Here is a 25,707-nt window from a genome sequence, read left to right as displayed (position 1 = left end):
GTCACTCGTCCGGGGCGCCCGTGGGCACGGGCTCCCCCGCGGCGTCCGGAGTCGTCCCGTACGCCGTGTCCTGCACGTCTTCCATGATCTCTCCGGTCGCCGTGTTCACGGCGGGTGCGGCCGGGGCCGCCTGCGCGAGGGCGGCGGCGATCGTCTCGGCCGTCTTCAGTCCTATGCCGGGCACCTCGCGGATCTGGTCGACGGTGGCGGCGCGCAGCTTCTTCACCGACCCGAAGTGCTTGATCAGCGCGCGTTTGCGGGTGTCGCCCAGGCCGGGGACCTCGTCGAGGGGGCCGGCCCGGAACCGCTTGGCCCGCTTGGTGCGCTGGTAGCCGATGGCGAAGCGGTGGGCCTCGTCGCGGACGCGCTGGAGGAGGTACAGGCCCTCGCTGGTGCGGGGCAGGACGACCGGGTCGTCCTCGCCGGGCACCCACACCTCCTCCAGGCGCTTGGCCAGGCCGCAGACGGCTATGTCGTCGATGCCCAGCTCGTCCAGCGCCCGCTGCGCCGCGGCGACCTGGGGCTGTCCGCCGTCGACGACGACGAGCTGGGGCGGGTAGGCGAACCGCTTGGGCCGCCCGTCGTCCTCGGCGAGGTCCGCGAGGGGTGAACCGTCGGCGGTCAGGATCTCGCCGTCGGCGGCGGCGTCCGTCCCGTCCCCGGCCCACTCGCCGGTCTTCTCCTTCTCGGCCAGGTAGCGCCGGAAGCGGCGGGTGATGACCTCGTGCATGGAGCGGACGTCGTCCTGGCCCTGGAAGCCCTTGATCTGGAAGCGGCGGTACTCGCTCTTGCGCTGGAGACCGTCCTCGAAGACGACCATGGACGCCACGACGTCGTCGCCCTGGAGGTGGGAGATGTCGTAGCACTCGACGCGCAGCGGGGCGCTGTCCAGGCCGAGCGCCTCGGCGATCTCCTCCAGGGCGCGCGAGCGGGTGGTCAGGTCGGAGGCGCGCTTGGTCTTGTGCAGGGCGAGCGCCTGCTGCGCGTTGCGCTGCACCGTCTCCATCAGGGCCTTCTTGTCGCCGCGCTGCGGGATGCGCAGCGAGACGCCGGAGCCGCGGCGGTCGGTGAGCCACTGCTGGACCGGTTCGAGGGGGTCGGGCAGGGCCGGGACCAGGACCTCCTTGGGGACGGCGTCCCCGCTCTCCTCGCCGTAGAGCTGTTGCAGGGCGTGCTCGACGAGGGCGCCGGTCGTGACCTCCTCGACCTTGTCGGTGACCCAGCCGCGCTGTCCGCGCACCCGTCCGCCGCGCACGTGGAAGATCTGGACGGCGGCCTCCAGCTCGTCCTCGGCCACGGCGATGAGGTCGGCGTCGGTCGCGTCGGCGAGCACGACCGCGCTCTTCTCCATGGCCTTCTTCAGGGCGCCGATGTCGTCGCGCAGGCGGGCGGCCCGTTCGTACTCCATCTCCTCGGCCGCCCGCGTCATCCGCTCCTCCAGACGGCGCAGGTAGGCGCCGGTGCGGCCGGCCATGAAGTCGCAGAACTCCTCCGCCAGCTCCCGGTGGTCCTCGGCGGAGACGCGGCCGACGCAGGGGGCGGAGCACTTGCCGATGTAGCCGAGCAGGCAGGGCCGGCCGGTGCGGGCGGCGTTCTTGAAGACGCCGGCCGAGCAGGTGCGCACCGGGAAGACGCGCAGCAGCAGGTCGACGGTGTCGCGGATGGCCCACGCGTGCCCGTACGGACCGAAGTAGCGCACGCCCTTCTTCTTGTGGCCGCGCATGACCTGGACGCGCGGGAACTGCTCGTTCATCGTCACCGCGAGGTACGGGTAGCTCTTGTCGTCGCGGTACTTGACGTTGAACCGGGGGTCGTACTCCTTGATCCAGGAGTACTCCAGCTGGAGGGCCTCGACCTCCGTGGACACCACGGTCCATTCCACGGACGCGGCGGTGGTGACCATGGTGCGGGTGCGCGGGTGGAGGTTGGCCAGGTCCTGGAAGTAGTTCGCCAGGCGCTGGCGCAGACTCTTCGCCTTTCCGACGTAGATCACCCGGCGGTGTTCGTCGCGGAACCTGTAGACCCCGGGCGTGTCCGGGATCTCTCCCGGCTTGGGGCGGTAGCTGGAGGGGTCGGCCATGTCTCACACCCTACTGGCGGGGACCGACAGCGCGGCGAGCCTGTGGACAACCTGGGCCGCGGCGCCCCCGACGGCCGTACTGATGTGCGACTACCTGCTGTGACCAGCGCTCCTCGCTGGGTGCGCGAGCGTGGCGGACGGCGGCCGGGGCGGCCGTCGCCGGGGGTGCGGACTCGGCCAGGAGTGGGCCGCCGGGGGCCGCAGGTGTTGTCGGGGCTTGGTCAACACGCTTCAATGCGGGGGAAGTCGGGGCCGGGACGGCGCACGGATGTGAAGAAGCCCTCCGCCCACGCCGCACGCCGGCCGGTGACCCCGGCGACTCGTGCGAACGGACCGGCCGGCCGCCCATACCTTCACAGAGAGGCCCGTCCATGCCGTACGCCCCCCAGCAGGCGGACGTCGCCACAGCGGAACTGGACTCGGCCCTGCGCGGCGGTCCCTTCCATGTGGCGCTGCGTGCCGCGATCGCCGCCCGCGGGCTGCCGTTGCAGCGTGTGCGGCACCATCTGACCCGCTACGGGGTCAGCGTCGGGGTCACCAGTCTGAGCTACTGGCAGCAGGGCGCCCGGCGGCCGCAGCGCCCGGAGTCGCTGCGGGCCGTGCGGGCCCTGGAGGAGATACTGCGGCTGCCGGAGGAGTCGCTGATCCGGCTGCTGGCCGAGTCCGGGCAGCCGCCGGCCGGCCCGCGGCCCGCCGGCCGCTCCTACCGGTCCCTGGTGGAGGCGTCGGACGTGCTGTGCGGGCTGCTGGCGGCCCTGGACGCCTCGCCCGAGGACGCGCCGCAGACGCTCGGGCACCACGAGCGGGTACGGGTCGGGGCGCACCGGGAGCTGGCCGGGCGCGAGTCGGAGCACATCGTGCGCGCCCACCGGGACGGCGTGGACCGTTTCGTGGCGGTCCACCACGGCGATCCGGGGTGCGCGCCGGAGCGGATGGCCGTGCACGCGCTGGAGAACTGCCGTACCGGACGGGTGCGGTGGCACCACGAGACGGGCGTGCTCGTGGCCGAGCTGCTCTTCGACACCCGGCTGCGGTCCGGGGACACGTTCGTGTTCCGGCACGCCGTCGAGGACGGCACCGCGGGGGTGGCGCACGAGTACGTCCGGGGCTCCGGCTCGGCGGGCGGGCAGTACGCCCTCCAGGTGCGCTTCGCCGCCGGCGCCCTGCCGGTGCGCTGCCACCGGTTCACCCAGCAGTCGCCCGCCGCGCCGCGCGGCGGGCGGCAGGATCTCCCGGTGAGCGAGCGGCACCGTTCGGTGCACCTGGTCGAGCCGCGGGTGCGGCCGGGGATGGTGGGGATCGGCTGGGAGTGGGAGTGAGGGGCCGCCGCCAGGGGGACGGGCGGCCGGGAGGCGGAGCCTGCGGGGCGGGTCAGGCGCCCGGTCCGGCGACGACCTTGCCGCCCTTCGCGTGCACCGGCAGCTCCGCCAGCGGCTGGGTGGCCGGTGACCGCACCACCTCGCCGGTGGTGGCGTCGAACTCGCTGCCGTGGCAGGGGCAGACCAGGGTGGTGCCCTGGAGCTTGTTGATCGCGCACCCCGCGTGCGTGCAGATCGAGCTGAACGCCTTCAGCGCGCCGCTCGCGTCCTTGCTGACGACCACGTTGTGGTCCCGGTACAGCTTGGCGCCGCCCTTGGGGATCGCGCTCTCGGCGCCGAGGTCGACGGGGGCCGTGGGCGCCGAGGGGCCGGCACCGCCGCCCGGCCCGCAGGCGGCGAGTCCGAGCCCGGCGACGGGCGTCAGGGCCGCTCCTCGGATGATCGTACGGCGGCTCGCGGAGGGACGGCCGGTCATGGGGCGCTCCACTGGTCGGGCGGGTTGTGCACGCCGACGATACCCACCGCGCCGGCCGTGCCCCGGGACCGGGGTCGGGGTCCCTTCTCCGTACGAAGGGGACGGCTTTCCGTACGAAGGAGACGGCCCCCTCGCCCTGCCGGGCCGCGTCGCCGTACGGTGCCAGTGCCCCGCTGCTCCGTCCGGCGCGCCTCGCGCGGCGCCCGCGCACCCCGAGAGAGGAAGACCCGCCCGTGATCGTCGTCGCCGGTGAGGCCCTGATCGACCTGGTTCCACAGGGCGCGGGCGCGCTCGCGGACCTCAAGCCGGCGCTCGGCGGCGGCCCGTACAACACGGCCGTCGCACTCGGCCGGCTCGGCTCCCCCGCGGCCTTCTGCTCCCGCCTCTCCCGTGACGCCTTCGGCCGGGCCCTGCTGGACGGGCTGCGGCGCGCGGGAGTGGACGTCCGCGCCGTGCAGCGCGGCGCCGAGCCGACCACGCTGGCCCTCGCGACGGTCGGCGACGACGGCTCCGCCGCCTACTCGTTCTACGTCGACGGGACCGCCGACCGGCTGTTCGAGACACCCGCCGCACTGCCCGCGGGCGTCCGCGCGGTGTCCTTCGGCACCTGCTCGCTGGTGCTGGAGCCGGGCGCGAGCGCGTACGAGGAGCTGATGCGCGGAGCCGCCGCCGAGGGCGTGTTCACCGCGCTGGACCCGAACATCCGGGCCGGGCTGATCCCGGACACGGACGCCTACCGGGCGCGTTTTCGCGGGTGGCTGCCGTCGGTGTCGCTGCTCAAGCTCTCCGCGGAGGACGCGCGGTGGCTGGGCGGGACGCCGCGCGAGTGGCTGGCGGCCGGACCCTCGGCCGTCGTGATCACGCACGGCGGCGACGGGCTGACCGCGTACACGGCGGACGGCGCTGAGTATGCCGTGCCGGGCGAGAAGACCGAGGTCGTGGACACGATCGGCGCGGGCGACACGGTGAACGCGGCCCTGCTGCACGGTCTGGCCGCCCTGGACGCGCTGCGCGCGGACGACCTCGTGGGACTGGGCGCCGCCGGCTGGACCCGGCTGCTGCGGTTCGCGGCCCGGGCGGCGGCGCTCACCTGTTCGCGTGCGGGCGCCGAGCCGCCGTACGCCGCGGAGGTGGGCGAGCTGTGACGGCGCCGCCGCCCGACGCGCCGCCGCCCGACGCGCGAACGGCGCCCCGCGGGAGTCCCCCCCGGGGCGCCGTTCGCGTGTTCCGCCCGGCGAGGTCATGAACCTCGCGGGCTCAGGCCTTGCGGGCCCGCGTCGCCTTCTTCGCGGGCGTCGCCTTCTTGCTCGCCGTGCCCTCGGCCGTGCGGGCCGTGGCGGTCTTGCGGGTGGTGGCCGCCGCCACTGCCTTCTTCGCGGCGGCCTTGCGCGGCGCCTTCACCGCCTTGACCGGCTCGGCGTCGCTGATGCGGTCACCGAGGATGTCCCGGAGGAACTTGCCGGTGTGGCTGGACGGGACCGCGGCGACCTGCTCGGGCGTGCCTTCGGCGACGACCAGACCGCCGCCCGCGCCGCCCTCCGGGCCCATGTCCACGACCCAGTCGGCGGTCTTGATCACATCGAGGTTGTGCTCGATGACGATGACCGTGTTGCCCTTGTCGACCAGGCCGGACAGGACCTTCAGCAGCTTGCTGATGTCCTCGAAGTGCAGACCGGTGGTCGGCTCGTCCAGCACGTAGACCGTGCGTCCGGTGGAGCGGCGCTGGAGCTCGCTGGCGAGCTTGACGCGCTGCGCCTCGCCGCCGGAGAGCGTGGTCGCGGACTGGCCGAGCCGGACGTAGCCCAGGCCCACGTCCTTGAGGGTGTTCAGGTGCCGGGCGATCGCCGGAACCGCCTCGAAGAAGTCGGTGGCCTCCTCGATCGGCATGTTCAGCACGTCGGCGATGGACTTGCCCTTGTAGTGGACCTCCAGGGTCTCCCGGTTGTACCGGGCGCCGTGGCAGACCTCGCACGGGACGTAGACGTCCGGGAGGAAGTTCATCTCGATCTTGATGGTGCCGTCGCCGGCGCAGTTCTCGCACCGGCCGCCCTTGACGTTGAAGGAGAAGCGGCCGGGCAGGTAGCCGCGGACCTTCGCCTCGGTGGTCTCGGCGAACAGCTTGCGGACGTGGTCGAAGACGCCGGTGTACGTCGCCGGGTTGGACCGCGGGGTGCGGCCGATGGGCGACTGGTCGACGTGCACGACCTTGTCCACGAGGTCGTCGCCGTCCACGCGCGTGTGCCGCCCGGGCACGTTGCGGGCGCCGTTCAGCTCGCGGGCCAGGTGCGTGTACAGGATGTCGTTGACCAGGGTCGACTTCCCGGAGCCGGACACGCCGGTGACGGCCGTGAAGACGCCCAGCGGGAAGGAGATGTCGATGTCCTGGAGGTTGTTCTCCCGGGCGCCGCGCACCGTGATCCGCCGGGACGGGTCGAGCGGGCGCCGCACGTCCGGCAGCGGGATGGACTTCTTGCCCGCGAGGTACAGACCGGTCTGCGACTCGGCGTTGGCGAGCAGTTCCTTCAGGGAGCCGCTGTGCACGACCTTGCCGCCGTGCTCGCCCGCGCCGGGGCCGATGTCGACGATCCAGTCGGCGACCTTGATGGTGTCCTCGTCGTGCTCGACGACGATGAGCGTGTTGCCCATGTCGCGCAGCCGCACCAGCGTCTCGATCAGCCGGTGGTTGTCGCGCTGGTGCAGGCCGATGGACGGCTCGTCCAGCACGTACAGGACGCCGACGAGGCCGGAGCCGATCTGGGTGGCCAGGCGGATGCGCTGGGCCTCGCCGCCGGAGAGGGTGCCGGCCGCGCGGTTCAGCGACAGGTAGTCCAGGCCGACGTCGACCAGGAAGCGCAGCCGCTCGTTGACCTCCTTGAGCACCCGCTCGGCGATCTTCTTGTCGCGGGCGGTCAGCTTCAGTTCGCCCAGGAAGTCCGCGCAGTCGCTGATCGACATGGCGGAGATCTCGGCGATGGACTTGCCCATGAGGGTGACCGCGAGGACGACGGGCTTGAGGCGGGTGCCCTCGCAGGTGGGGCAGGGCACCTCGCGCATGTAGCCCTCGAAGCGCTCGCGGCTGGCGTCGCTCTCGGCCTCGCTGTGCCGGCGCTTGACGAAGGGCACCGCGCCCTCGAACGGCGTGGTGTACACCCGCTCGCGCCCGTACCGGTTGCGGTAGCGGACCTCGATCTGGGTCTTGTGGCCGTACAGCAGGGCCTTCTTGGCGCGCTGGGGCAGGCCCGCGAAGGGGATGTCGGTCCGGAAGCCGAGCGCATCGGCGAGGGCGCCGATCAGCCGGCTGAAGTAGTCCTTGGTGTGCCCGTGCGACCAGGGGTGGATGGCGCCCTCGTCGAGGGACTTGTCCTCGTCGGGAACGATCAGCTCCGGGTCGACCTCCATGCGGGTGCCGATGCCGGTGCACTCGGGGCAGGCGCCGAAGGGCGAGTTGAAGGAGAAGGAGCGGGGCTCCAGCTCCTCGAAGGACAGGTCGTCGTACGGGCAGTACAGGTGCTCGGAGAACATGCGCTCGCGCTCGGGGTCGTCCTCGGGGAGGTCGACGAAGTCGAGCACGACCATGCCGCCGGACAGGCCGAGGGCGGTCTCGACGGAGTCGGTGAGGCGGCGCTTGGCCGAGTCCTTCACGGTGAGGCGGTCGATGACCACCTCGATGGTGTGCTTCTCCTGCTTCTTCAGCGTGGGCGGGCTGGACAGCTGGACGGTCTCGCCGTCCACCCGCGCGCGGGAGTAGCCCTTGGTCTGGAGATCGGCGAACAGGTCGACGAACTCGCCCTTGCGCTCGCGCACCAGCGGCGAGAGCACCTGGAAGCGGCTGCCCTCGGGCAGCTCCAGGACCCGGTCGACGATGGCCTGCGGCGACTGGCGGGAGATCGGCCGGCCGCACTCGGGGCAATGGGGCTTGCCGATGCGGGCGAACAGCAGCCGCAGGTAGTCGTAGACCTCGGTGATGGTGCCGACCGTGGAGCGCGGGTTGCGCGAGGTCGACTTCTGGTCGATGGAGACCGCCGGGGAGAGGCCCTCGATGAAGTCGACGTCCGGCTTGTCCATCTGCCCGAGGAACTGCCGGGCGTAGGAGGAGAGCGACTCCACGTAGCGCCGCTGGCCCTCGGCGAAGATCGTGTCGAAGGCCAGGGAGGACTTGCCCGACCCGGACAGGCCCGTGAAGACGATGAGCGAGTCACGAGGCAGGTCGAGCGAGACGTTCTTCAGGTTGTGCTCGCGCGCGCCACGGACGATGAGACGGTCGGCCACGCCGGTCCGCACCTTTCTTGAGAGAAGTGACAGGGGCGGGGCCCCCGTGCTTCTTCAGACTAGGGGGAGCCACTGACAACGCCGGGTGGATTTCCCGGATGCGCCCGAGTACTCAACAATCCCCGGCTCTCCAGCATGCCCGACGCCGCACTCGACCATATAGCACGTGCATTCGATTTACGGCCGTGGTTGGTCGGCTTCACCCGAAGGAGTGGCACGGCTAGGGTCGGCGCCATGATGGATCACGCGCGCGACCTGGAGTCTGTACACCTCGCCACCGAACGACTGCTGACCGCAGTCGGTGAACTGGACAACGCGGCTGTGACCGACCAGTCACGTCTGCCCGGCTGGACCCGCGGCCATGTCCTCGCCCACCTGGCCCGCAACGCGGACGCGCTCGTGAACGTCCTCCAGGGCCGGCCCATGTACGCCTCCGCCGCGGACCGGGACGCCGACATCGAGCGCGACGCGCCGCGCCCCCTGGACGCCCAGCTCGCCGATCTGCGGGCGAGCGCGGACCGGTTCCGGGCCGCGGGAGCCGCGCCGGCCGACTGGTCGCGCACCGTGGAGCTGCGAGGCGGGGTCACCGACTCCGCGGCCCGGATTCCCTTCCGGCGCTGGGCGGAGGTCGGGCTGCACCACGTGGACCTCGGGATCGGCTACGAGCTGGAGGATCTCCCGGCGGAGTTCACGCGGCGGGAGACCGACTTCCTCGCCGAGCGGTTCGCCGGCCACGCCGACGTGGCGCCGACCCTGCTGACGGACGGCACGCGCACGTGGCGCACGGGCCGCGCGGCCGCCGAGCCGGAGGTCACCGTCACCGGCGGCGCCGCCGACCTGCTCGGCTGGCTCGCCGGACGCCGGGACGGCTCCGCGCTCACGGTGGAGCGGGGCGCCCTTCCCGCGCTGCCGCCGCTGTAGTCCGGGCCTGCCGGGGGCCGTTGACCGCTATAGGCTGACCGCCATGACGTACAGCGGAGAGGTGCGGGTCGGCGGCCCGGCGGACGTGCATGAGCTGAAGGACCTGATGATCACCAAGATCGCGGTCGGTCCGATGGACAACAACGCCTATCTGCTGCGCTGCCGGGCCACGGACGAGCAATTGCTGATCGACGCGGCCAACGAGGCGCACACCCTGCTCGGCACGATCGGCGACGACGGCATCGCCTCGGTCGTCACCACCCACCGGCACGGCGACCACTGGCAGGCGCTGGCCGAGGTGGTGGCGGCCACCGGCGCGCACACGTACGCGGGCCGCGACGACGTCGAGGGCATCCCCGTGCCGACCGACGTCCCGGTCGACGACGGGGACACGATCCGGGTCGGGCAGGTGGAACTCACCGCCCGCCATCTCGTCGGCCACACCCCCGGCTCGATCGCGCTCGTCTACGACGACCCGCACGGGCACCCGCACGTGTTCACGGGCGACTGCCTCTTCCCCGGCGGCGTCGGCAACACCCACAAGGACCCGAAGGCGTTCGCCGGCCTGCTCCACGACGTGGAGACGAAGATCTTCGACGCCCTGCCGGACGAGACCTGGGTCTATCCCGGCCACGGCGACGACACCACGCTGGGCGCGGAGCGCCCGCACCTGCCGGAGTGGCGCGCACGCGGGTGGTGAGCCGCGCGCGAGCGGGCGCGGGACATCCTGGGGGCGTGCAGCGGGGGCGCGGGAGGCGGGGGCGCGCACACCCCGTGTGAAGGCCACGCACGCGCCGGTCGCCCGCAGGCGCTCCCCATCCGCTCGTCCGCGCGGTGGACTGAGGGCAGTCCGCGCAGGTCGACGGCCCTGCGCGGCACGGGCCCGGCCGTCGGTCTCATTCCCCGTCCTCGACCGGCGGCCCCGGCCCGGCCGGTCTTTCTACGCGTCCGCCCGCGCCGCTTCGGCCAGCGTCGCCACCCGCTCCACCGCGAAGGCGTATCCCTGCACCCCGCAGCCGGCGATGACTCCGTCGGCGCGCAGCGACACGTAGGAGTGGTGGCGGAAGGTCTCGCGCCGGTGGACGTTGGAGATGTGGACCTCGACGACGGGCAGGCCGTCGCAGGCGTTGAGCGCGTCCAGGATCGCCACGGAGGTGTGCGAGTAGGCGGCGGGGTTGATGACGACGCCGCAGTGGTGCAGCCGCGCCTCGTGGATCCAGTCGATCAGCTCGCCCTCGTGGTTGGACTGCCGGAAGTCCACGGTGCCGCCGTGCGCGGCCGCCGTCCTGGCGCACAGGGCCTCGATGTCCGCGAGGGTGTCGGGACCGTAGATCTCCGGCTGCCGCTGACCGAGCAGGTTCAGGTTGGGGCCGTTGAGAATCATGATCGGGGCGCTGGCCAGGGTGCGGGGCACGGTTCCTCCATGTCCGTTCGGGGTCCGTTCGGGCGTACGACGGCCCGCCGGGGCCGCCGCTCGCCCCCGGTCTATCACGGCCCGCCGGCCCCGCCGCGGGCGCGGGAAGCCCTAGGGATTGATGGCCAGTTCCAGGTAGGCCGCGAAGATGACCAGGTGGACGCCGCCCTGGAGGGGGGTGGCCCGGCCCGGCACCACGGTCAGCGAGCCGACCACCACCGTGAGCAGGAGCAGCAGCATGTGGGTGGAGCCGAGGCCGAGCACCAGGGGCCCGGGGAGCCATACGGAGGCCAGGGCGACGGCCGGGATGGTCAGGCCGATGCTGGCCATGGCGGAGCCGAGGGCGAGGTTGAGGCTGGTCTGCATCCGGTCGCGCCGGGCGGAGCGCAGCGCGGCGATGGTCTCGGGCAGCAGCACCAGCAAGGCGATGATCACACCGACCACGGCGTGGTGCAGCCCGGCCGCGGCCACTCCGGACTCGATGGTCGGCGAGACGCTCTTGGCCAGTCCGACGACGCCGACCAGGGCGAGCCCGAGCAGGGCCAGGCTGGTCCAGGCCGTGCGCGCCGAGGGGCGCTCCGCGTGGTGGTCGGAGGTGATCACGTCGCCCTGCCGGGTGATCGGCAGGAAGTAGTCGCGGTGCCGCACGGTCAGGGTGGCCACGAACAGGCCGTAGAGGATCAGTGAGGACAGGGCCGCGAAGGTGAGCTGGACGCCGGAGAACTCCGGGCCCGGCTTGCTGGTGGTGAACGTCGGCAGGACCAGGCTGAGGGTGGCCAGGGTCGCCACGGTGCCGAGGGCGGCGATGGTGCCCTCGGCGTTGAAGACGGCCGTGCCGTGCCGCATCGAGGCGACCAGGAGGCAGACTCCGATCACGCCGTTGCAGGTGATCATCACCGCCGCGAAGACCGTGTCCCGGGCCAGGGTGGCGCTCTTGTCGCCGCCGTCGGCCATCAGGGTCACGATCAGGGCGACCTCGATGACGGTGACGGCGACGGCGAGGACCAGGGAGCCGAAGGGTTCGCCGACCCGGTGGGCGACCATCTCGGCGTGGTGCACGGCCGCCAGCACCGATCCGGCGAGCACCAGGGTCACCAGGACGACGACCGCGACGGGCAGGCCGCGTCCCCACGTCAGTGCCAGCAGGACGACCGCGAGCACCGGCACGGCGGTCGTCCACGCCCTCATGAGCGCCCTGAGCCGCGTGATCATATTGCGATCGTCGCAGAGGGCCGGTGGCTTCGCATTCCGGTCGCCGCCCTCGGGCGGGGCCCCCGCGCCGTCGTGGCGCGGGGACCGGTGGCCTTCCGCCGCGGTGCGGGGCGGGGGCCCGTGACCGGCGGGGGCCGGGCGGGCGTTGCCGTCCCGGCGCTCAGACATCGACGCTCTCCTTCGCGGCGCTGTCGCCCCGGTCTTCCGCCACCTCCTCGGCTGCGGACTTCTTCCTGGTGGCCAGCAGGCTGGTGGCCGTGGTGACGGCCAGGACCACGCAGATCACGCCGAGGGAGACGGCGGTGCTGATCTCCGGGACATGGACGCCGGACTCGTGCAGCGCGTGCAGCACCAGCTTGACGCCGATGAAGCCGAGGATCACCGACAGGCCGTACGACAGGTGGACCAGCTTCTTCAGCAGGCCGCCGATGAGGAAGTACAGCTGCCGCAGACCCATCAGGGCGAAGGCGTTGGCGGTGAAGACGATGTACGGGTCCTGGGTCAGGCCGAAGATCGCCGGGATGGAGTCGAGGGCGAACAGCACGTCGGTGGTGCCGATCGCGAGCATGACGACCAGCATCGGGGTCATCACGCGCTTGCCGTTCTCCCGGATCCACAGCTTGGTGCCGTGGTACCGGTCGGCCACGCCGAAGCGGCGCTCGGCGGCCCTGAGCAGCTTGTTCTCCTCGAACTCCTCGTCCTCCGGGTCGGACCCGCCGGCCCGGGCCTCCTGGATCAGCTTCCAGGCGGTCCAGATCAGGAAGGCGCCGAAGAGGTAGAACACCCACGAGAAGTTCGCGAGGACGGCGGCTCCCGCCGCGATGAACGCGGCGCGCAGCACCAGGGCTATGAGGACGCCGACCAGCAGCACGCGCTGCTGGTAGTGCGAGGGCACGGCGAACTTCGCCATGATCAGGACGAAGACGAAGAGGTTGTCGACGCTCAGCGACTTCTCGGTGATGAAGCCGGCGAAGAACTCGCCGGCCGGCCGGCCTCCGGCGAAGAGGAGCAGGCCGAGCCCGAAGAGGCCGGCCAGGGTGATCCAGACGACGGTCCAGATCCCGGCTTCCTTGAGGGACACGTCGTGGGGCTTGCGGCCGATGAAGAAGTCGACCGCGATCAGGGCGGCCAGGCCGACGATGGTCAGGACCCACAGGGTCGTCGAGACATCCATTGCGCCTCCGGCAGGTGCGTACGTCATGGCAGATGTGTCAGCGGCGTCGCTGCCGGAGGTCTCTTCCGCCCGGAGTCCGGGCCGGCGCCCCGGGATCCGCTCGGATCCGTGCTGACGGGTGCGCCGCAGGCGATGGGAGTACTCCCCTCCGTACGGAAGACAGTACCCCAATCACCAAGGAATGGTAAAGAGGAAGGCAAAGGAAAGATCAAAAGTGCAGCTCAGGGTCACTTTACTTACCCTTGGCGTACGACTGCCCGCAGTCAGCGACCCAGGGCCCGGCGGGCGGCGGCGACCTCCGCGAGGACCTGCCGCAGCACCTGGCTGCCCCCGGGGACACGAGGCGGCTCGTACGTCCACGCGTGCCCGACCCAGGGGTCGGCGAGGTGGTCGTCGGGGACCGGCGTCAGCCGCAGCAGCGACCGCCACAGTGGGTCCAGCAGCGGGCCGTAGCCGGCCGCGTCCTCCCGGGCGGCGACCATCATCAGATGGACGCCGACGGACGGGCCCTCGTCCGCCAGATAGCGCAGCCGGGTCACCGCGCGGTCGTCGAAGCCGTGCGGGAAGTCGTTGACGATCAGCAGCTGCTCGGAGGTGTCGTAGCCCGGCGGCAGCGCGTCCGAGGCGCCGCCGCGCACCGCCATCTGCACCAGGTCCACCCGCGTGGTCAGCCGGCTCAGGACGTCCGCGACACCGGCGGCGCCGCTCGCGGGCGCGCCCGCGAGCACACCCGCTTCCACCAGTGGCGCCAGGGCCCGCGCGGCGGAGCCGGCCGGATCGATGACGTGCACGCCGAACTCGCCCGCCGGGTACACGGCGAGCAGCCGCGCGGCCAGGGACACGGCCGTCTCCATCGCCAGGCGGCGCGGATCGGCGCCGTCGGCGGACGCCCCGTCGAACCCGCCCGAGCCGCCGCCGTCGATCCACAGGCCGCGTTCCAGCGGCAGCCGGATCAGCATGGGGATGCGCAGGTCGGGCGCCTCCGACAGGTGGAGGTCGCCGAGGCGGGCGGCCATCGGTATCTCCATCGGCGCCCGGTAGCCGTGCCAGACGGGGTTGTCCCAGCCGGCGTAGGCCGGCGGCAGGGCGGGCTCCACCACCTCCGACTCGGCGGTCAGCTGGGCCAGGTCGCGGTCGAGGGCCTCCCTGGCCCGGTCGACCAGCTCGGTGTGCCGGGCGCGTGCCGTCTCCCGTGCCGCGTCGCCCTGGCCCCCGATCCGGCTGCGCGGGTCGGACAGGGCCTCGTCCAGCTCCTTCTCCCTGCGCGAGTCGGCGAAGTCGACGGCGCTGCGGTAGGCGGCCACGGTCCGGGCCAGGTCCTCGAACATGCCCCAGACCTGGTTGTAGAGCCGTTCGTCCATGGTCCAGCCCGTCGCGTCCCCGGCGACCGGCCGCGCGGGCCGGCCGGGCTCGGCCGAGGGTGCGGCCTGCGGGGGCGCGGGCGGGGCGGTGGTCCGCCGCCGTGGGTGCTGGTAGTCGATCGGTCCGCCCGGGGCGGCGGAGGCGGTCGCCGCCGGGCGGGCGGCCTCGGCGATGTCCGGGCCCGGCCCCGGGGAGCCGCCCGGGACAGGGGTCTGCGGGGTTGTGTCGGCCGGGTGGGAGGGCTGCGGGGCCGCGCCGTCCTGGTGGGGCGGCCGCGGGGCCGGCGCCGGGTGCGCCGGGACGCCGGCGCCCTGGCTGTCGTGCGGTGGCGACGGCTGGGCCGGTACGGACCCGAGTGGCGTGTCCGAGGGCGGCGTGACGGACGGGCCGGCCTGGGGTGGCGTGGCCGCCGGGGCGGGCCGGTCGGGGGGTGCCGTCGGCGAGCCCGTGGGCGCGGTCGTCCGGGTGGCGCTCTGCGGGGCCGTCGCGGTGGGCCGGGGCGGGCGGTCGGAGTCCGCCGGGGGCGGCGGCGGGGCGGGCACCGAGCGGGCCGGGCCCTGGGCCACCGCCTCCTCGACGGTGCGCGCCAGGCGGTGCGCCTCCGGGAGGCCCTGGTCGGTGAGGAGTTCGGCGAGGCCGCCGGCGTAGCCCTGGCCGACCGCGCGCACCTTCCAGGCGTCCTGTCTGCGGTAGAGCTCCAGGGCGATCACGGCGGACTCGGCGTCCAGGCCGGTGATCGTGTAGTCGGCGAGCGCGGCGCCGGACGGACCGGCGACCGCGACGAAGGGGGCGGCGACCGCGCCGAAGCGGGCCGGGCCGCCCGGCCCGGCGGGCAGGGCGAGCAGCACGTCGACGCGGTGCACGGTCTCCGGCAGCGCCGCCAGGTCGACGGCGAGCCGGTGTTCGGCGGCGGCCCGGCGGGGAACCTCGAGTCCGGGCAGGGCGGGGGCGCCGGGGTGGGCCACCCGGTCGGCGCCGCTCACCCTGCCGTTCTCGTCGGCGGCCGCCAGGGCGGCCACGACCGGCGTGCCGGCCGAGATCCGGACTTCGAGGCGCTCCTCGGAGAGCGGGTGGTTCTGCCCCCGCACCAGCTCGGCCGTCATGGCCTTCTCCCCCTGTGCCGTGCCGTGCCGTGTCGTGTGCCGTGCCGCCCGCCGCGGCGTCCTCGCGAGGTGCGGCGCCGCGGCCTCCTGCGAGGTGCGGGTCCTACGGGTTTCCGCGGGTTCCTACAGGTGCGGCCAGATCGCCGGCATCAGGTCCTGGAAGGTGCGGCCGTTGGCCGGGGCGCCGAGAGCCGTCATCGACCAGCCGGTCCCCGCGCGGTGCACCTTCGCCATCACCTGCGCGGTGTAGTCGCCGCCGCCGGCCAGGGTGTAGCGGGCGAGTTCCTGTCCGTTGGTCTCGTCGACCAGACGGCAGAAGGCGTTCTGCACCTCCTGGAAGGTCTGCCCCGTGAAGGAGTTCACGGTGAAGACGATCTGGTCGATGTGCACCGGGACGCGCTGGAGGTCGACGAGGATGGCCTCGTCGTCGCCGCCCTGGCCGACGCCGCCGACCAGGTTGTCCCCGGTGTGCCGCACGGAGCCGTCGTCGCTCACCAGGTGGCGGAAGAAGACGACGTCGACCGGCTCCTTGCCGGCGAAGAGCACCGCGGAGGCGTCCAGGTCGATCTCCCGCGTGCGCGAGCCGAACAGGCCCCGGCGCGGGGCCGCCTGCCAGCCGAGACCCATACGGACCGCGCTCAGGCTGCCCCCGTCGTTCTTCTGCAGACTGATGGCCTGACCCTTGGTCAAGTTGACGGTCACGGCTGCTTCCCCTCTCGGACTACGCCCCTGTTGCCGCGGATTGCGCGGTTGACCAGAACCCTACGCAGACGCCCTGGCCGCGCCACGGCCGGTGCGCACTTTGTGTCGGTCTTGCAACACAGCGCGTACCAGGGCGTACCGGCCTCTTCCCGGATCAGGCCAGGCCGGCCTCCCGCATCTGGCGCAGCTCCTTCTTCATCTCCGAGACCTCGTCGCGCAGCCGGGCCGCGACCTCGAACTGCAGCTCGGCCGCGGCGGCGCGCATCCGCTCGGTCATCTGCTCGATCTGCTCGGCGAGCTGGGCCGCCGGGCGGTCGGTCGGCACGGTCTCCGCCGCCTTGCCCTTGGCGGACTTGCCCGCCTTGGCGCCCTTGCCGCCCTTGAGCGTCTGGTCGCCGAGGGAGGGCACGGGAGCCTTGGCGCCCTTGCCGTCCTTGGTCTTGCGGTAGCCGGTGCCGAGCAGCTGCTCGGTGTCGACCTCCTCGCGCGCGATCTGCGCGACGATGTCGTTGATCTTCTTGCGCAGCGGCTGCGGGTCGATGCCGTTCGCCTTGTTGTAGGCGATCTGCTTCTCCCGGCGGCGGTTGGTCTCGTCGATGGCCTTCGCCATCGCCGGGGTGATCTTGTCCGCGTACATGTGGACCTGGCCGGAGACGTTGCGCGCCGCGCGGCCGATGGTCTGGATGAGCGAGGTGCCGGAGCGCAGGAAGCCCTCCTTGTCGGCGTCGAGGATCGCCACCAGGGACACCTCGGGCAGGTCCAGGCCCTCGCGCAGCAGGTTGATGCCGACCAGGACGTCGTACTCGCCGGAGCGCAGTTCGCGCAGCAGCTCGATACGGCGCAGGGTGTCGACGTCGCTGTGCAGGTAACGGACCTGGATGCCCAGCTCCAGGAAGTAGTCCGTGAGGTCCTCGGCCATCTTCTTGGTGAGGGTGGTGACCAGGACGCGCTCGTCCTTCTCGGTGCGCTCGCGGATCTCGTGCACCAGGTCGTCGATCTGGCCCTCGGTGGGCTTGACGACGACCTCGGGGTCGACGAGGCCGGTGGGGCGGATGATCTGCTCGACCTGGCCGTCGGAGCGGGACAGCTCGTACTGGCCGGGGGTGGCCGACAGGTACACCGTCTGGTCGATGCGCTCCTGGAACTCCTCCCACTTCAGCGGGCGGTTGTCCAGGGCGGAGGGCAGCCGGAAGCCGTGGTCCACGAGGGTGCGCTTGCGGGAGGCGTCGCCCTCGTACATCGCGCCGATCTGGGGGACGGTGACGTGCGACTCGTCGATGACGAGCAGGAAGTCCTCCGGGAAGTAGTCGAGCAGGGTGTTGGGCGGGGTGCCGGGGGCGCGGTCGTCGAAGTGCATCGAGTAGTTCTCCACGCCGGAGCAGGTGCCGATCTGGCGGAGCATCTCGATGTCGTAGGTGGTGCGCATGCGCAGCCGCTGGGCCTCCAGCAGCTTGCCCTGCTTCTCCAGCTCGGTCAGGCGCTCGCCCAGCTCCTTCTCGATGCCGTTGACCGCGCGCTCCATGCGCTCGGGGCCGGCGACGTAGTGGGAGGCCGGGAAGACGTAGAGCTGCTGGTCGTCGCTGATGATCTCGCCGGTGAGCGGGTGCAGAGTGGACAGCGCCTCGATCTCGTCGCCGAACATCTCGATGCGGACGGCCAGCTCCTCGTAGACCGGGAAGATCTCGATGGTGTCGCCGCGCACCCGGAAGGTGCCCCGGCTGAAGGCCAGGTCGTTGCGCGTGTACTGGATGTCGACGAAGCGGCGCAGCAGTTCGTCGCGGTCGAGTTCGTCGCCGACCCGGAGAGGGACCATGCGGTCGACGTACTCCTGCGGCGTGCCCAGGCCGTAGATGCAGGAGACGGAGGCGACCACGACGACGTCACGGCGGGTGAGCAGCGAGTTGGTCGCGGAGTGGCGCAGCCGTTCGACCTCCTCGTTGATCGAGGAGTCCTTCTCGATGTAGGTGTCCGACTGCGGGACGTACGCCTCGGGCTGGTAGTAGTCGTAGTACGAGACGAAGTACTCGACGGCGTTGTTGGGGAGCAGCTCGCGGAACTCGTTCGCCAGCTGGGCGGCCAGCGTCTTGTTCGGCGCCATGACGAGGGTCGGGCGCTGGAGCTTCTCGATCATCCACGCGGTGGTGGCGGACTTGCCGGTGCCGGTGGCGCCGAGCAGGACGACGTCCTTCTCGCCTGCCTGGACGCGCCGGGCGAGGTCGGCGATGGCCTTCGGCTGGTCGCCGCTGGGCTGGTAGGGGCTGACGACCTCGAAGGGCGCCACCGTGCGTTCGATCTGGGAAACGGGCCGCATGTCATCAACCGTACGACCCGCCACTGACAACGCGGTCCGATCAGGGATTTCACGGGGTGCGCGCGGTGCGCGGGCCGCGCCGCGCGGTGGCCCGGCGGGTGGTGTCGGGGCGGCCCGGCGAGCGGGTGGCGGGGGCGGCGGGCGCGGGATGCGTGAGGTGCGGCGCGGGCTGGACGGGGTGGGCGGACGGCGCCGGCTGGACGGCCTGCGGGGCGTGCGCGGGCGGTGCGGGGCGGGCTGCCTGGGTGGCCCGGGACAGGTGGGTGGCGTGGCTGACCGGTTCGCGCGCGGGCACGCCGGGCTTGTGCTCGGCCGGGGACCAGTCGCCCTTGCCCATGACCATCAGCGGGTCGAACAGCACGACGACGCCCGCCAGCAGCAGGAAGGCGAGCGGGCCGACCAGCATGGGGGCCAGCAGGGTGGCCGGGGACTCGCCGTCGACCGGGGCGCCGGCGGCGGGGTGCAGGTGGACGCTGAGGGCGGCCATGCCCGTGTAGTGCATGCCGCTGACGGCCAGGCCCATGACGCAGCTGGCGCCGACGCTCCACAGGAATCCCCTGACCTGGCCGGCCGCCCACAGGGCCGCGGTCGCGGCGACGACGGCGATGACGACGGAGGCGGAGACGGTCCAGACGTCGTACTCGAAGGCGCCGTCGAGCCGCATCCCGGCCATGCCCAGGTAGTGCATGGAGGCGACGCCCAGTCCGGTGATCGTGCCTCCGGTGAACAGCGCCGAGCCGCGCGCGCCCCGGTAGCCGACGATGAAGATTCCCACGCCGACCATGACGATGGCGACGATCAGGCTCGCGTACGTCGTCGGGCGGTCGTAGCGGATCGGCGCGCCGTGGACGGCGAAGCCCATCATCGCCACGAAGTGCATGGTCCAGATGCCCGAGCCGATCGCCGCCGAGGCGAGGGCGAGCCAGCCCGGCCGCCAGGAGTGGGCGACGAGCAGGGCGCGGGTGGTGCAGCGCAGGCCGAGGGCGCCGCCCAGGCAGGCCATGAGGTAGGCCACCAGCGGGGTGACCAGCCCGTAGCTGAATCCGTCGACCGTGCCGTCGTGCATGCGCGGTTGCCCTTCCGCCCTGTCGAGTCCCGGAACGTCCGGTACGCGCTGAAGTCGCCCCCCGCCCCCATGACCGTCCCGCGGTCCGGGTTGACGCAGAGAGTATGACCCCCACCGGAATGGTCGAACGATTATCCGGCAAAGAATCACGACCCCGTCGCAGATGTGCGACAGCGGTGAGCGGCCCGAACACCGGCCCCCGTTCCGGTGGCCCGGCCCCGTCCGGACCGCTTCGGTGACCATCTGCTGCCACCCTGATGCTGTCCGTGATCGCATGAGGCGAGGAGTACGTATGCACGCGCGCGCTGTTGCCGCCACGACGGCCGCTCTCCTGGGGACGCTGGCGCTGTCGCCCCCCTCCGAGGTGCGGGCGGCGGGGGCCGCCGGGCGGCCCGTGGTCGTCGCCCACCGGGGCGCCTGCGCCTACGCGCCGGAGAACACGCTGCCGGCCATCGACAAGGCGGCCGCGCTGGGCTTCTCCTGGATGGAGAACGACGTGCAGCGCACCAAGGACGGCCGGCTCGTCGTCCTGCACGACGACAGCCTGCGCCGGACGACCGACGTCGAGCGGGTCTTCCCGAACCGGTCGCCGTGGAAGGTGAAGGACTTCACGGCCGCCGAGATCGCCCGCCTGGACGCGGGCAGCTGGTTCTCCCCCGCGTACGCGGGCACCCGGGTGCCGACGCTCGACCAGTACATGCGCCGGATCGAGCACAACCACGAGAAGCTGCTCCTGGAGATCAAGAATCCCGAGCTGTATCCGGGCATCGAGCGGCAGACCCTGAAGCTGCTGCGCAACGACGGCTGGCTGGACCGTCCGCACCTGACCGGCCGGCTGATCGTGCAGAGCTTCAGCGCCGACAGCGTACGCACGGTGCACCGGCTCGCCCCCGCGGTCACCACCGCCTTCCTCGGCCGCCCCGGCACGGCGGAGCTGAGCCGGTACGCGGGCTTCACGGACATGATCAATCCGTCGTACGGCACCATCGGTTCCGCCTACGTCTCCGCCGTGCACCGGTTCACCGGGCCGCACGGCAGGCGGCTGAAGGTGTACACGTGGACGGTGGACGACGCGGCCCACGCCCGGACCGTCGCGGGGTACGGCGTGGACGGCGTCATCACCGACCGGCCGGACGTGGTGCGGTCGGCTCTGAAGGCCGCCTGAAACCGGCTCGGATCGGGTGAATCCGCAGGTCGCCGCCGATTGTCAGTGGTGGGCCGTACGGTTCTCGCATGGACAGCCACGAGTGGGACGAGCAGTCGGCCGAGGACGGCGGGCAGCAGGTCGTGTGGGCCGTGACCGACACCCGGATCGGCCCGCTGCTGCTGGCCGCGACGGCCGACGGCCTGGTCAACGTCGTCTTCCACGCCACGGACGAGGTACGCGAGCGGGCCCTCGGGCAGCTGGCGTCCCGGCTGGGCGCCGAGCCGGTCGAGGCGCCCGGCTCCCCGGTGCTGGCGCAGGCGACGGGCCAGCTGGAGGCGTACTTCGCCGGCGAGCGGCGGGACTTCGAGCTGCCCTTGGACTGGTCGCTGATATCGGGCTTCAACCGGCAGGTGCTGCGCGAACTGGCGTCGGGTGTGCCGTACGGCCAGGTCGTCGGGTACGGCGACCTGGCCCGGCGGGTCGGTCAGCCCCAGGCCGCCCAGGCGGTGGGCGTGGCCATGGGCTCCAACCCGCTGCCGCTGGTGGTGCCGTGTCACCGGGTGGTCGAGAGCGACGGCGGCATCGGCGGGTTCGGCGGCGGACTGGAGACCAAGCGGACGCTGCTCTCGCTGGAGGGAGTCCTGCCCGAACCGCTGTTCTGAGCGGCCTGTCCGAGCGGTCTGTCCGAGCGGTCTGTCCGAGCGGTCTAGTCGTAGTGCCGGGCCTCGAACACGTTCCCGTCCGGGTCGCGGAAGTAGAAGCTGCGGCGGGCGTCGCCGCGGGCGCCGGAGGAGTCGTAGGAGAAGTCGGAGACGGGGACGCCGTGTTCCCGCAGGCGGGTGCGCAGCGCGTCGAATGCCTCGGCGGGCAGTGCCAGGCAGACGTGGTGCACCGGGTGCCCGGCGCCGTCGGCCGCGCCGGGGAGCACGTCCATGCGCGGGGCCAGGTCGAGCGGGGCGAGGTCGAGGATCGTCTCCTCGTTGACGCGGACCGAGGGGAAGGACCTCTCGCCCGCGCGGAACTCGTCGACGCCGATCGGCTCCAGGCCGACCGCCCGCTCGTGGAAACGGGCGGCGGCGACCGGGTCGCGCACCCACAGGACGACGTGGTCCAGACGTGTCGTGTTGCCGTTCGTGCGGCTGTCGGTCATGGGTCCAGGCTGGTGCCGCTCCCGCCCCGCCGCAAGGGTTTGACCGGGTGCGCGGCCCGCCAGGGATGAGGGAGAGCCGACTGAGGGGAGGTGGGCACGTGCTGGTGGTGTCCGAAGAGGTGCGGGAGGCGCTCGCCGCGCGCCGTCCGGTGGTGGCCCTGGAATCCACGATCATCGCCCATGGGCTGCCGCGTCCGCGCAACTTACAGGTGGCGCTGGAGCTGGAGGACGCGGTACGCGAGGAGGGCGCCGTACCCGCGACGATCGCCGTGCTGGACGGGCGGCCCCACGTGGGCCTGGACAAGCGGCAGCTGGAGCGGGTCGCGAACGAGGACGGGATCCGCAAGCTGGGCCACCGAGACCTGCCTCTCGCCGTGGCCGCGGGGGCGAGCGGGGCGACGACCGTGTCGGCGACGGCCCGGCTGGCCGCGCTGGCGGGAGTCCGCGTGTTCGCGACGGGCGGGCTCGGCGGGGTGCACCGGCAGTGGACGGTGACGCAGGACGAGTCCGCCGACCTGGGACTGCTGGCGCGCACCCGGATCACGGTGGTGTGCGCGGGAGTGAAGTCGATCCTGGACGTGCCGGCCACCCTCCAGCGGCTGGAGACGCTGGGGGTCGCGGTGGCCGGGTACGGCACGGACCGCTTCCCCGGCTTCTACCTCAGCGACTCCGGTCATCCGGTGGACTGGACGCTGCGCACGCCCGAGGAGGTCGCCGAGGTCATGCGGGCGCAGAACGCGCTGCGCGGACCGGAGTCGGCGCTGATCGTCGCGAATCCGGTGCCCCTGGCGGAGCAGCTGGACCCCGGGCTGCACGCGCGCGTGCTCGCCGACGCGCTGGACGCGTGCGCGGCGGAGGGCGTCACCGGGCAGGCGGTCACCCCGTTCCTGCTGGACCATCTGGTGCGGCACACCGACGGCGCGTCCCTGCGTGCCAACCTGGCGGCGGTGCGCGGCAACGTGCGCCTGGCGGCCCGCGTCGCGACGGCCTGGGCGCGCGTGTGACGCCGGGCGGGGCGTTGCTGGTGGTGGGGGACGTGGTGACGGACGTGGTCGCCCGGCACCGGGGTGCGCTCGCGGCCGGTACCGACACCGCCGCCGCGATCCGGCTGGTGCCGGGCGGCGCGGGGGCCAACGTGGCCTGCTGGGCGGCCCACCGGGGGTGCCGGGACGTGCGGCTGCTGGGGCGGGTGGGCGCGGAGTCGGCGCTCTGGCACGAACGGGAGCTGGTCGCCTCGGGGGTGCGGGCCCGGCTCGTGGTGGATCGCGAGGCGCCGACCGGGACGGTGGTGTGCCTGGTCGACGCCGCGGCCGCGGCGGAGCGCACGTTCCTCACGGACAGCGGGGCGTCGCTGCGGCTGGCGCCCGGGGACTGGTCGGACGCGCTGCTCGACGGGGTGGCCCGGCTGCACCTGTCGGGTTATCTGCTGTTCTCCGCGTCGGGTCGGGCGCTGGTGGCGGTGGCCGTCGCGTCGGCACGCGCGCGTGGCGTGCCGGTGAGTCTGGACCCGGCCTCGGCCGGCTTCCTCGCCGTGCTGGGCGCCGGGCGGTTCCTGGAGCTGGTCGCGGGAGTGGACGTGCTGCTGCCGAGCCGGGACGAGGCGTGTCTGCTGGCCGGGGTGGCCGATCCGGCGTTCGCGGCGGCCGAGCTGAGCCGGCGCATACCGCTGGTGGTGGCTAAGCAGGGCGCGGACGGCGCGCTGGTGGCCCGGGGCGGCGCCGTACGCGCCCGGGTGCCTGCCCCGGCTGTGACGCCCCGGGACACCACGGGTGCCGGGGACGCCTTCACGGGAGCGTTCCTCGCCGCACTGCTCGGCGGGGCCGGGCCCGAGGAGGCGGCGGCGGAGGGCTGCCGGGCGGGCGCGCTCGCGGTGGGCCGGGTGGGCGGCCGTCCACCGCGGAACGACCCGACGGCCGAGGCCCGACAGGAGGCCTCCGACGGCTGAGACACCACGGGCGGGCGGGCAGCGGGTGAGGCGCCACGGGCGGCGCCCGGCGGCAGGGGCGGCACCCGGCGGCTGAGGCACCAGGAACGGCATCCGGCGGATGAGGCGCGAGGCGCGGCACCCAGCGGGTGAGGTGCCCCGGGCGGCACCCAGCGGCAGGGGCGTCAGGGGCGGAATCCGGCGGGTGAAGGGGCCACTGGTGGCACCCGGCGGCAGAGGTACCACGGGCCGCACCCGGCGGTTGGGGTGCCACGGGCGGTACCCGGCGGCTGGGCGAGTCAGTCGGCGCGCCAGGCCGGGTGGCGCGGGTCGTCGGCGCGGACCAGTACGTCCGCGGTGCCGGCCGGGTCGGTCTCGGCCTCGTAGCGTGCGAAGGCGGGCAGCGTCCAGTGCTCCGCCTCGGGGGTGCGGCGGCGCAGGGCGCCCGGGGAGAGCAGGAGATGGACGCTCAGGTCGAACGGGAACCAGTGCCGCAGCAGCAGGGGGCCGTGCAGCAACAGCACTCCGCCGGGCGGGAGGCCGACGTAGGCGCTGCGGGTGGCGCGGTCGGTGACCGGGTCCCGCAGGTCGGGCAGGACGCGCCCGTCGCCGCCGGGTTCGAGCGGGCCGAACACCTCGCGCCACAGCGCGCCGGTGTCGAGCCAGCCGTCGTAGTACGAGTCGACGTCCCGGTGGCCGTGTTCGAGGCGCAGGGAGGCCGGGCGCAGGAAGCTTTCGGCGTCGACGACCAGGGACGGGCGGCCGAGCGGGCGCAGCGCCTCGGCGACCCGGGCGGCCAGCTCGCCCGGGCGGGCGGCGGACGCGCCGTCGAGGGCGACGCGCGGCCAGGGGCTGCCATCGCCCGGTTCCAGGTCGAGCAGCCGCTCGGCCAGCAGGTCGCCGAGCCGTTCCCAAGTGATCGCTTCGAGTCGCACACGGCCATGATGCGCCCGGCGGGGGCAGGGGCGTGGCCGGGGTCGGCAGGGGTGCGCGCCGCCGGGGCCGGAGCAGGGACGTGGGCCGGGGTCGGCAAGCGTGCGCGCCGCCGGCGGGGGCCGGGCGGCGCAGGAGGGCGCGTGCATCGGGAGGCGGGGGCGCTGCCTCACAGCAGGAAGGCGGACGTGGCAGAGGACGGCAGGAAGGCGGACGTGGCAGAGGACGGCGCGTCAGGGAGCGAGTGCGTAAGGGGGCGGTGCGGGGAATGAACTCCGCATGGCCCGCCTGCCGACTCCCCCGTCCCGTCTCGGGCTTGTCGTCGTCCAGCCGTTGCGGGGCAAGCGCTGCGCCCGGTGCCGCCGGGGTCCACTGTCCCTGCTGGTGTTGGAGGAGGGCGTGCCCCGCTGTCTGGTCTGCGTCGATCTAGGGCATCTGGTGTTCCTGCCGCGCGGCGACACGGCGCTGACCCGGCGGTCCCGGGAGGAGAGCGCGCTGTCGGTCGTCGTCGTGCGGTTCAACCGGCGCAAGGGCCGGTACGAGCGGCAGGGCGTTCTGGTCGAGGAGCCGGCTCTCGTCCGGGCCGAGGCGCGGTGCCTGGCGGACGCCGAGGCGCGACGCCGTCGCCGGGCCCGCGACGCACGGCGACGGGCCGCCCAGGACATACGGTTCGCCGAGGCGTTCGCGGTGGAGATCGTGCGGCTGTTCCCGCGCTGCCCGCCGGACCGGGCCCGGGAGATCGCCGCGCACGCCTCGGTGCGCGGCAGCGGGCGGGTCGGCCGCAGCGCGGCGGGCCGGGCGCTGTCCGAGGGCGCGGTCGGCTGGGCGGTACGGGCGTCCGTACGGCATCTGGACACACCGTACGACCGGCTGCTGATGGACGGCGTGGTCCGGCCCAAGGCCCGGCAGCGGACGGCGGCGGCCGTCGACTCGGTGCTGCGGTCGTGGCGCGGGCCGGACCCGGCCGCCGCCTGACCACACCGCGCTCCCCCGGCGAGCCGACGGCACGCGGTCGCCCGCCACCTCACCGCACCGCGCACCCCCGACGGGCCGACGGCACGCGGTCGCCCGCCACCTCACCGCACCGCGCACCCCCGACGGGCCGACGGCACGCGGTCGCCCGCCACCTCACCGCACCGCGCACC

21 protein-coding genes are annotated in these 25,707 nt (G+C 73.3%); 9 read left to right on the top strand and 12 right to left on the bottom strand.

Translation table 11 applies throughout. The features are described 5' to 3' along the window. Position 1 precedes the first annotated feature (1 nt). Entirely contained in the window at positions 2-2,080 is a 2,079-nt protein-coding gene (gene uvrC, locus ABEB07_RS23530; RefSeq protein WP_345670154.1) for an excinuclease ABC subunit UvrC, read from the bottom strand. Between the two features lie 371 nt (positions 2,081-2,451). On the opposite strand from uvrC, the gene ABEB07_RS23525 reads away from it, so the two are divergent. Next, the gene (locus tag ABEB07_RS23525) at positions 2,452-3,399 is read left to right on the top strand and encodes a hypothetical protein (protein ID WP_176148512.1); all 948 of its coding nucleotides are present in this window, start codon (positions 2,452-2,454) and stop codon (positions 3,397-3,399) included. Positions 3,400-3,451: 52 nt separating this feature from the next. On the opposite strand, the gene ABEB07_RS23520 is transcribed toward ABEB07_RS23525, so the two are convergent. Continuing rightward, positions 3,452-3,874 carry a Rieske (2Fe-2S) protein gene (locus tag ABEB07_RS23520; RefSeq protein WP_176148513.1) on the bottom strand — a complete coding sequence of 141 codons (423 nt, stop codon included), beginning with the start codon at positions 3,872-3,874 and terminating at the stop codon, positions 3,452-3,454. A 233-nt stretch (positions 3,875-4,107) separates the two neighbouring features. Here ABEB07_RS23520 and ABEB07_RS23515 point away from each other — a divergent pair, with 233 nt between their 5' ends. Then, positions 4,108-5,019 carry a carbohydrate kinase family protein gene (locus ABEB07_RS23515; protein ID WP_345670153.1) on the top strand — a complete coding sequence of 304 codons (912 nt, stop codon included), beginning with the start codon at positions 4,108-4,110 and terminating at the stop codon, positions 5,017-5,019. Positions 5,020-5,131: 112 nt separating this feature from the next. On the opposite strand, the gene uvrA is transcribed toward ABEB07_RS23515, so the two are convergent. Then, positions 5,132-8,143 (bottom strand): excinuclease ABC subunit UvrA, encoded by a 3,012-nt coding sequence (uvrA, locus tag ABEB07_RS23510; RefSeq protein WP_345670152.1) that lies wholly within the window; start codon positions 8,141-8,143, stop codon positions 5,132-5,134. 234 nt (positions 8,144-8,377) lie between these two features. Here uvrA and ABEB07_RS23505 point away from each other — a divergent pair, with 234 nt between their 5' ends. Both ABEB07_RS23505 and ABEB07_RS23500 read left to right on the top strand, forming a co-directional pair. Continuing rightward, positions 8,378-9,064 carry a maleylpyruvate isomerase family mycothiol-dependent enzyme gene (locus ABEB07_RS23505; protein ID WP_176148516.1) on the top strand — a complete coding sequence of 229 codons (687 nt, stop codon included), beginning with the start codon at positions 8,378-8,380 and terminating at the stop codon, positions 9,062-9,064. 43 nt (positions 9,065-9,107) lie between these two features. Then, positions 9,108-9,764 (top strand): MBL fold metallo-hydrolase, encoded by a 657-nt coding sequence (locus ABEB07_RS23500; protein ID WP_345670150.1) that lies wholly within the window; start codon positions 9,108-9,110, stop codon positions 9,762-9,764. 240 nt (positions 9,765-10,004) lie between these two features. Here ABEB07_RS23500 and aroQ read toward each other — a convergent pair whose 3' ends face one another. The 7 genes from aroQ to ABEB07_RS23465 form a co-directional block, all read right to left on the bottom strand. After that, a complete protein-coding gene (aroQ, locus tag ABEB07_RS23495) occupies positions 10,005-10,478 on the bottom strand; it encodes a type II 3-dehydroquinate dehydratase (RefSeq protein WP_345670149.1) in 474 nt (157 codons plus the stop codon). Between the two features lie 111 nt (positions 10,479-10,589). After that, positions 10,590-11,690 (bottom strand): calcium:cation antiporter, encoded by a 1,101-nt coding sequence (locus ABEB07_RS23490; RefSeq protein ID WP_176148518.1) that lies wholly within the window; start codon positions 11,688-11,690, stop codon positions 10,590-10,592. 160 nt (positions 11,691-11,850) lie between these two features. After that, positions 11,851-12,864, bottom strand: coding sequence for a TerC family protein (locus ABEB07_RS23485; protein ID WP_164589367.1), 1,014 nt, complete (start codon positions 12,862-12,864; stop codon positions 11,851-11,853). A gap of 263 nt (positions 12,865-13,127) precedes the next feature. Then, positions 13,128-15,329, bottom strand: a complete 2,202-nt coding sequence (locus tag ABEB07_RS23480) for a TerD family protein (protein WP_345670148.1) — start codon at positions 15,327-15,329, stop codon at positions 13,128-13,130. 123 nt (positions 15,330-15,452) lie between these two features. After that, positions 15,453-16,031 carry a TerD family protein gene (locus tag ABEB07_RS23475; protein ID WP_164585307.1) on the bottom strand — a complete coding sequence of 193 codons (579 nt, stop codon included), beginning with the start codon at positions 16,029-16,031 and terminating at the stop codon, positions 15,453-15,455. A gap of 154 nt (positions 16,032-16,185) precedes the next feature. Next, a complete protein-coding gene (gene uvrB, locus ABEB07_RS23470; RefSeq protein WP_164585306.1) occupies positions 16,186-18,342 on the bottom strand; it encodes an excinuclease ABC subunit UvrB in 2,157 nt (718 codons plus the stop codon). Between the two features lie 49 nt (positions 18,343-18,391). After that, positions 18,392-19,408: an MHYT domain-containing protein gene (locus ABEB07_RS23465; protein ID WP_345670147.1), complete on the bottom strand. Its 1,017-nt coding sequence runs from the start codon at positions 19,406-19,408 to the stop codon at positions 18,392-18,394. 292 nt (positions 19,409-19,700) lie between these two features. Between ABEB07_RS23465 and ABEB07_RS23460 the strand changes: the two genes are divergently transcribed. Beyond that, the gene (locus tag ABEB07_RS23460) at positions 19,701-20,573 is read left to right on the top strand and encodes a glycerophosphodiester phosphodiesterase (protein ID WP_345670146.1); all 873 of its coding nucleotides are present in this window, start codon (positions 19,701-19,703) and stop codon (positions 20,571-20,573) included. 68 nt (positions 20,574-20,641) lie between these two features. Further along, complete coding sequence (locus ABEB07_RS23455) at positions 20,642-21,217, top strand: methylated-DNA--[protein]-cysteine S-methyltransferase (RefSeq protein ID WP_345670144.1); 576 nt, start codon at positions 20,642-20,644, stop codon at positions 21,215-21,217. Between the two features lie 44 nt (positions 21,218-21,261). Here ABEB07_RS23455 and ABEB07_RS23450 read toward each other — a convergent pair whose 3' ends face one another. Continuing rightward, a complete protein-coding gene (locus ABEB07_RS23450) occupies positions 21,262-21,705 on the bottom strand; it encodes a VOC family protein (RefSeq protein WP_176148523.1) in 444 nt (147 codons plus the stop codon). Between the two features lie 98 nt (positions 21,706-21,803). Here ABEB07_RS23450 and ABEB07_RS23445 point away from each other — a divergent pair, with 98 nt between their 5' ends. Together ABEB07_RS23445 and ABEB07_RS23440 are read left to right on the top strand one after the other, a co-directional pair. Continuing rightward, positions 21,804-22,709, top strand: coding sequence for a pseudouridine-5'-phosphate glycosidase (locus ABEB07_RS23445; protein WP_345670143.1), 906 nt, complete (start codon positions 21,804-21,806; stop codon positions 22,707-22,709). After that, positions 22,694-23,650, top strand: a complete 957-nt coding sequence (locus ABEB07_RS23440) for a carbohydrate kinase family protein (RefSeq protein ID WP_345670170.1) — start codon at positions 22,694-22,696, stop codon at positions 23,648-23,650. The genes ABEB07_RS23445 and ABEB07_RS23440 overlap by 16 nt, the downstream gene beginning before the upstream one ends. 278 nt (positions 23,651-23,928) lie before the next feature. On the opposite strand, the gene ABEB07_RS23435 is transcribed toward ABEB07_RS23440, so the two are convergent. Next, a complete protein-coding gene (locus ABEB07_RS23435) occupies positions 23,929-24,564 on the bottom strand; it encodes a nucleoside/nucleotide kinase family protein (protein ID WP_345670142.1) in 636 nt (211 codons plus the stop codon). Positions 24,565-24,841: 277 nt separating this feature from the next. Here ABEB07_RS23435 and ABEB07_RS23430 point away from each other — a divergent pair, with 277 nt between their 5' ends. After that, the gene (locus ABEB07_RS23430; protein ID WP_345670141.1) at positions 24,842-25,537 is read left to right on the top strand and encodes a DUF2293 domain-containing protein; all 696 of its coding nucleotides are present in this window, start codon (positions 24,842-24,844) and stop codon (positions 25,535-25,537) included. Positions 25,538-25,707 lie beyond the last annotated feature (170 nt).

This window comes from Streptomyces similanensis (assembly GCF_039543625.1).
GTDB classification, from domain to species: domain Bacteria; phylum Actinomycetota; class Actinomycetes; order Streptomycetales; family Streptomycetaceae; genus Streptomyces; species Streptomyces similanensis.
The sequence above is the reverse complement of the archived record's forward strand: the minus strand, read 5'-3'. Positions and strand labels throughout refer to the sequence as shown.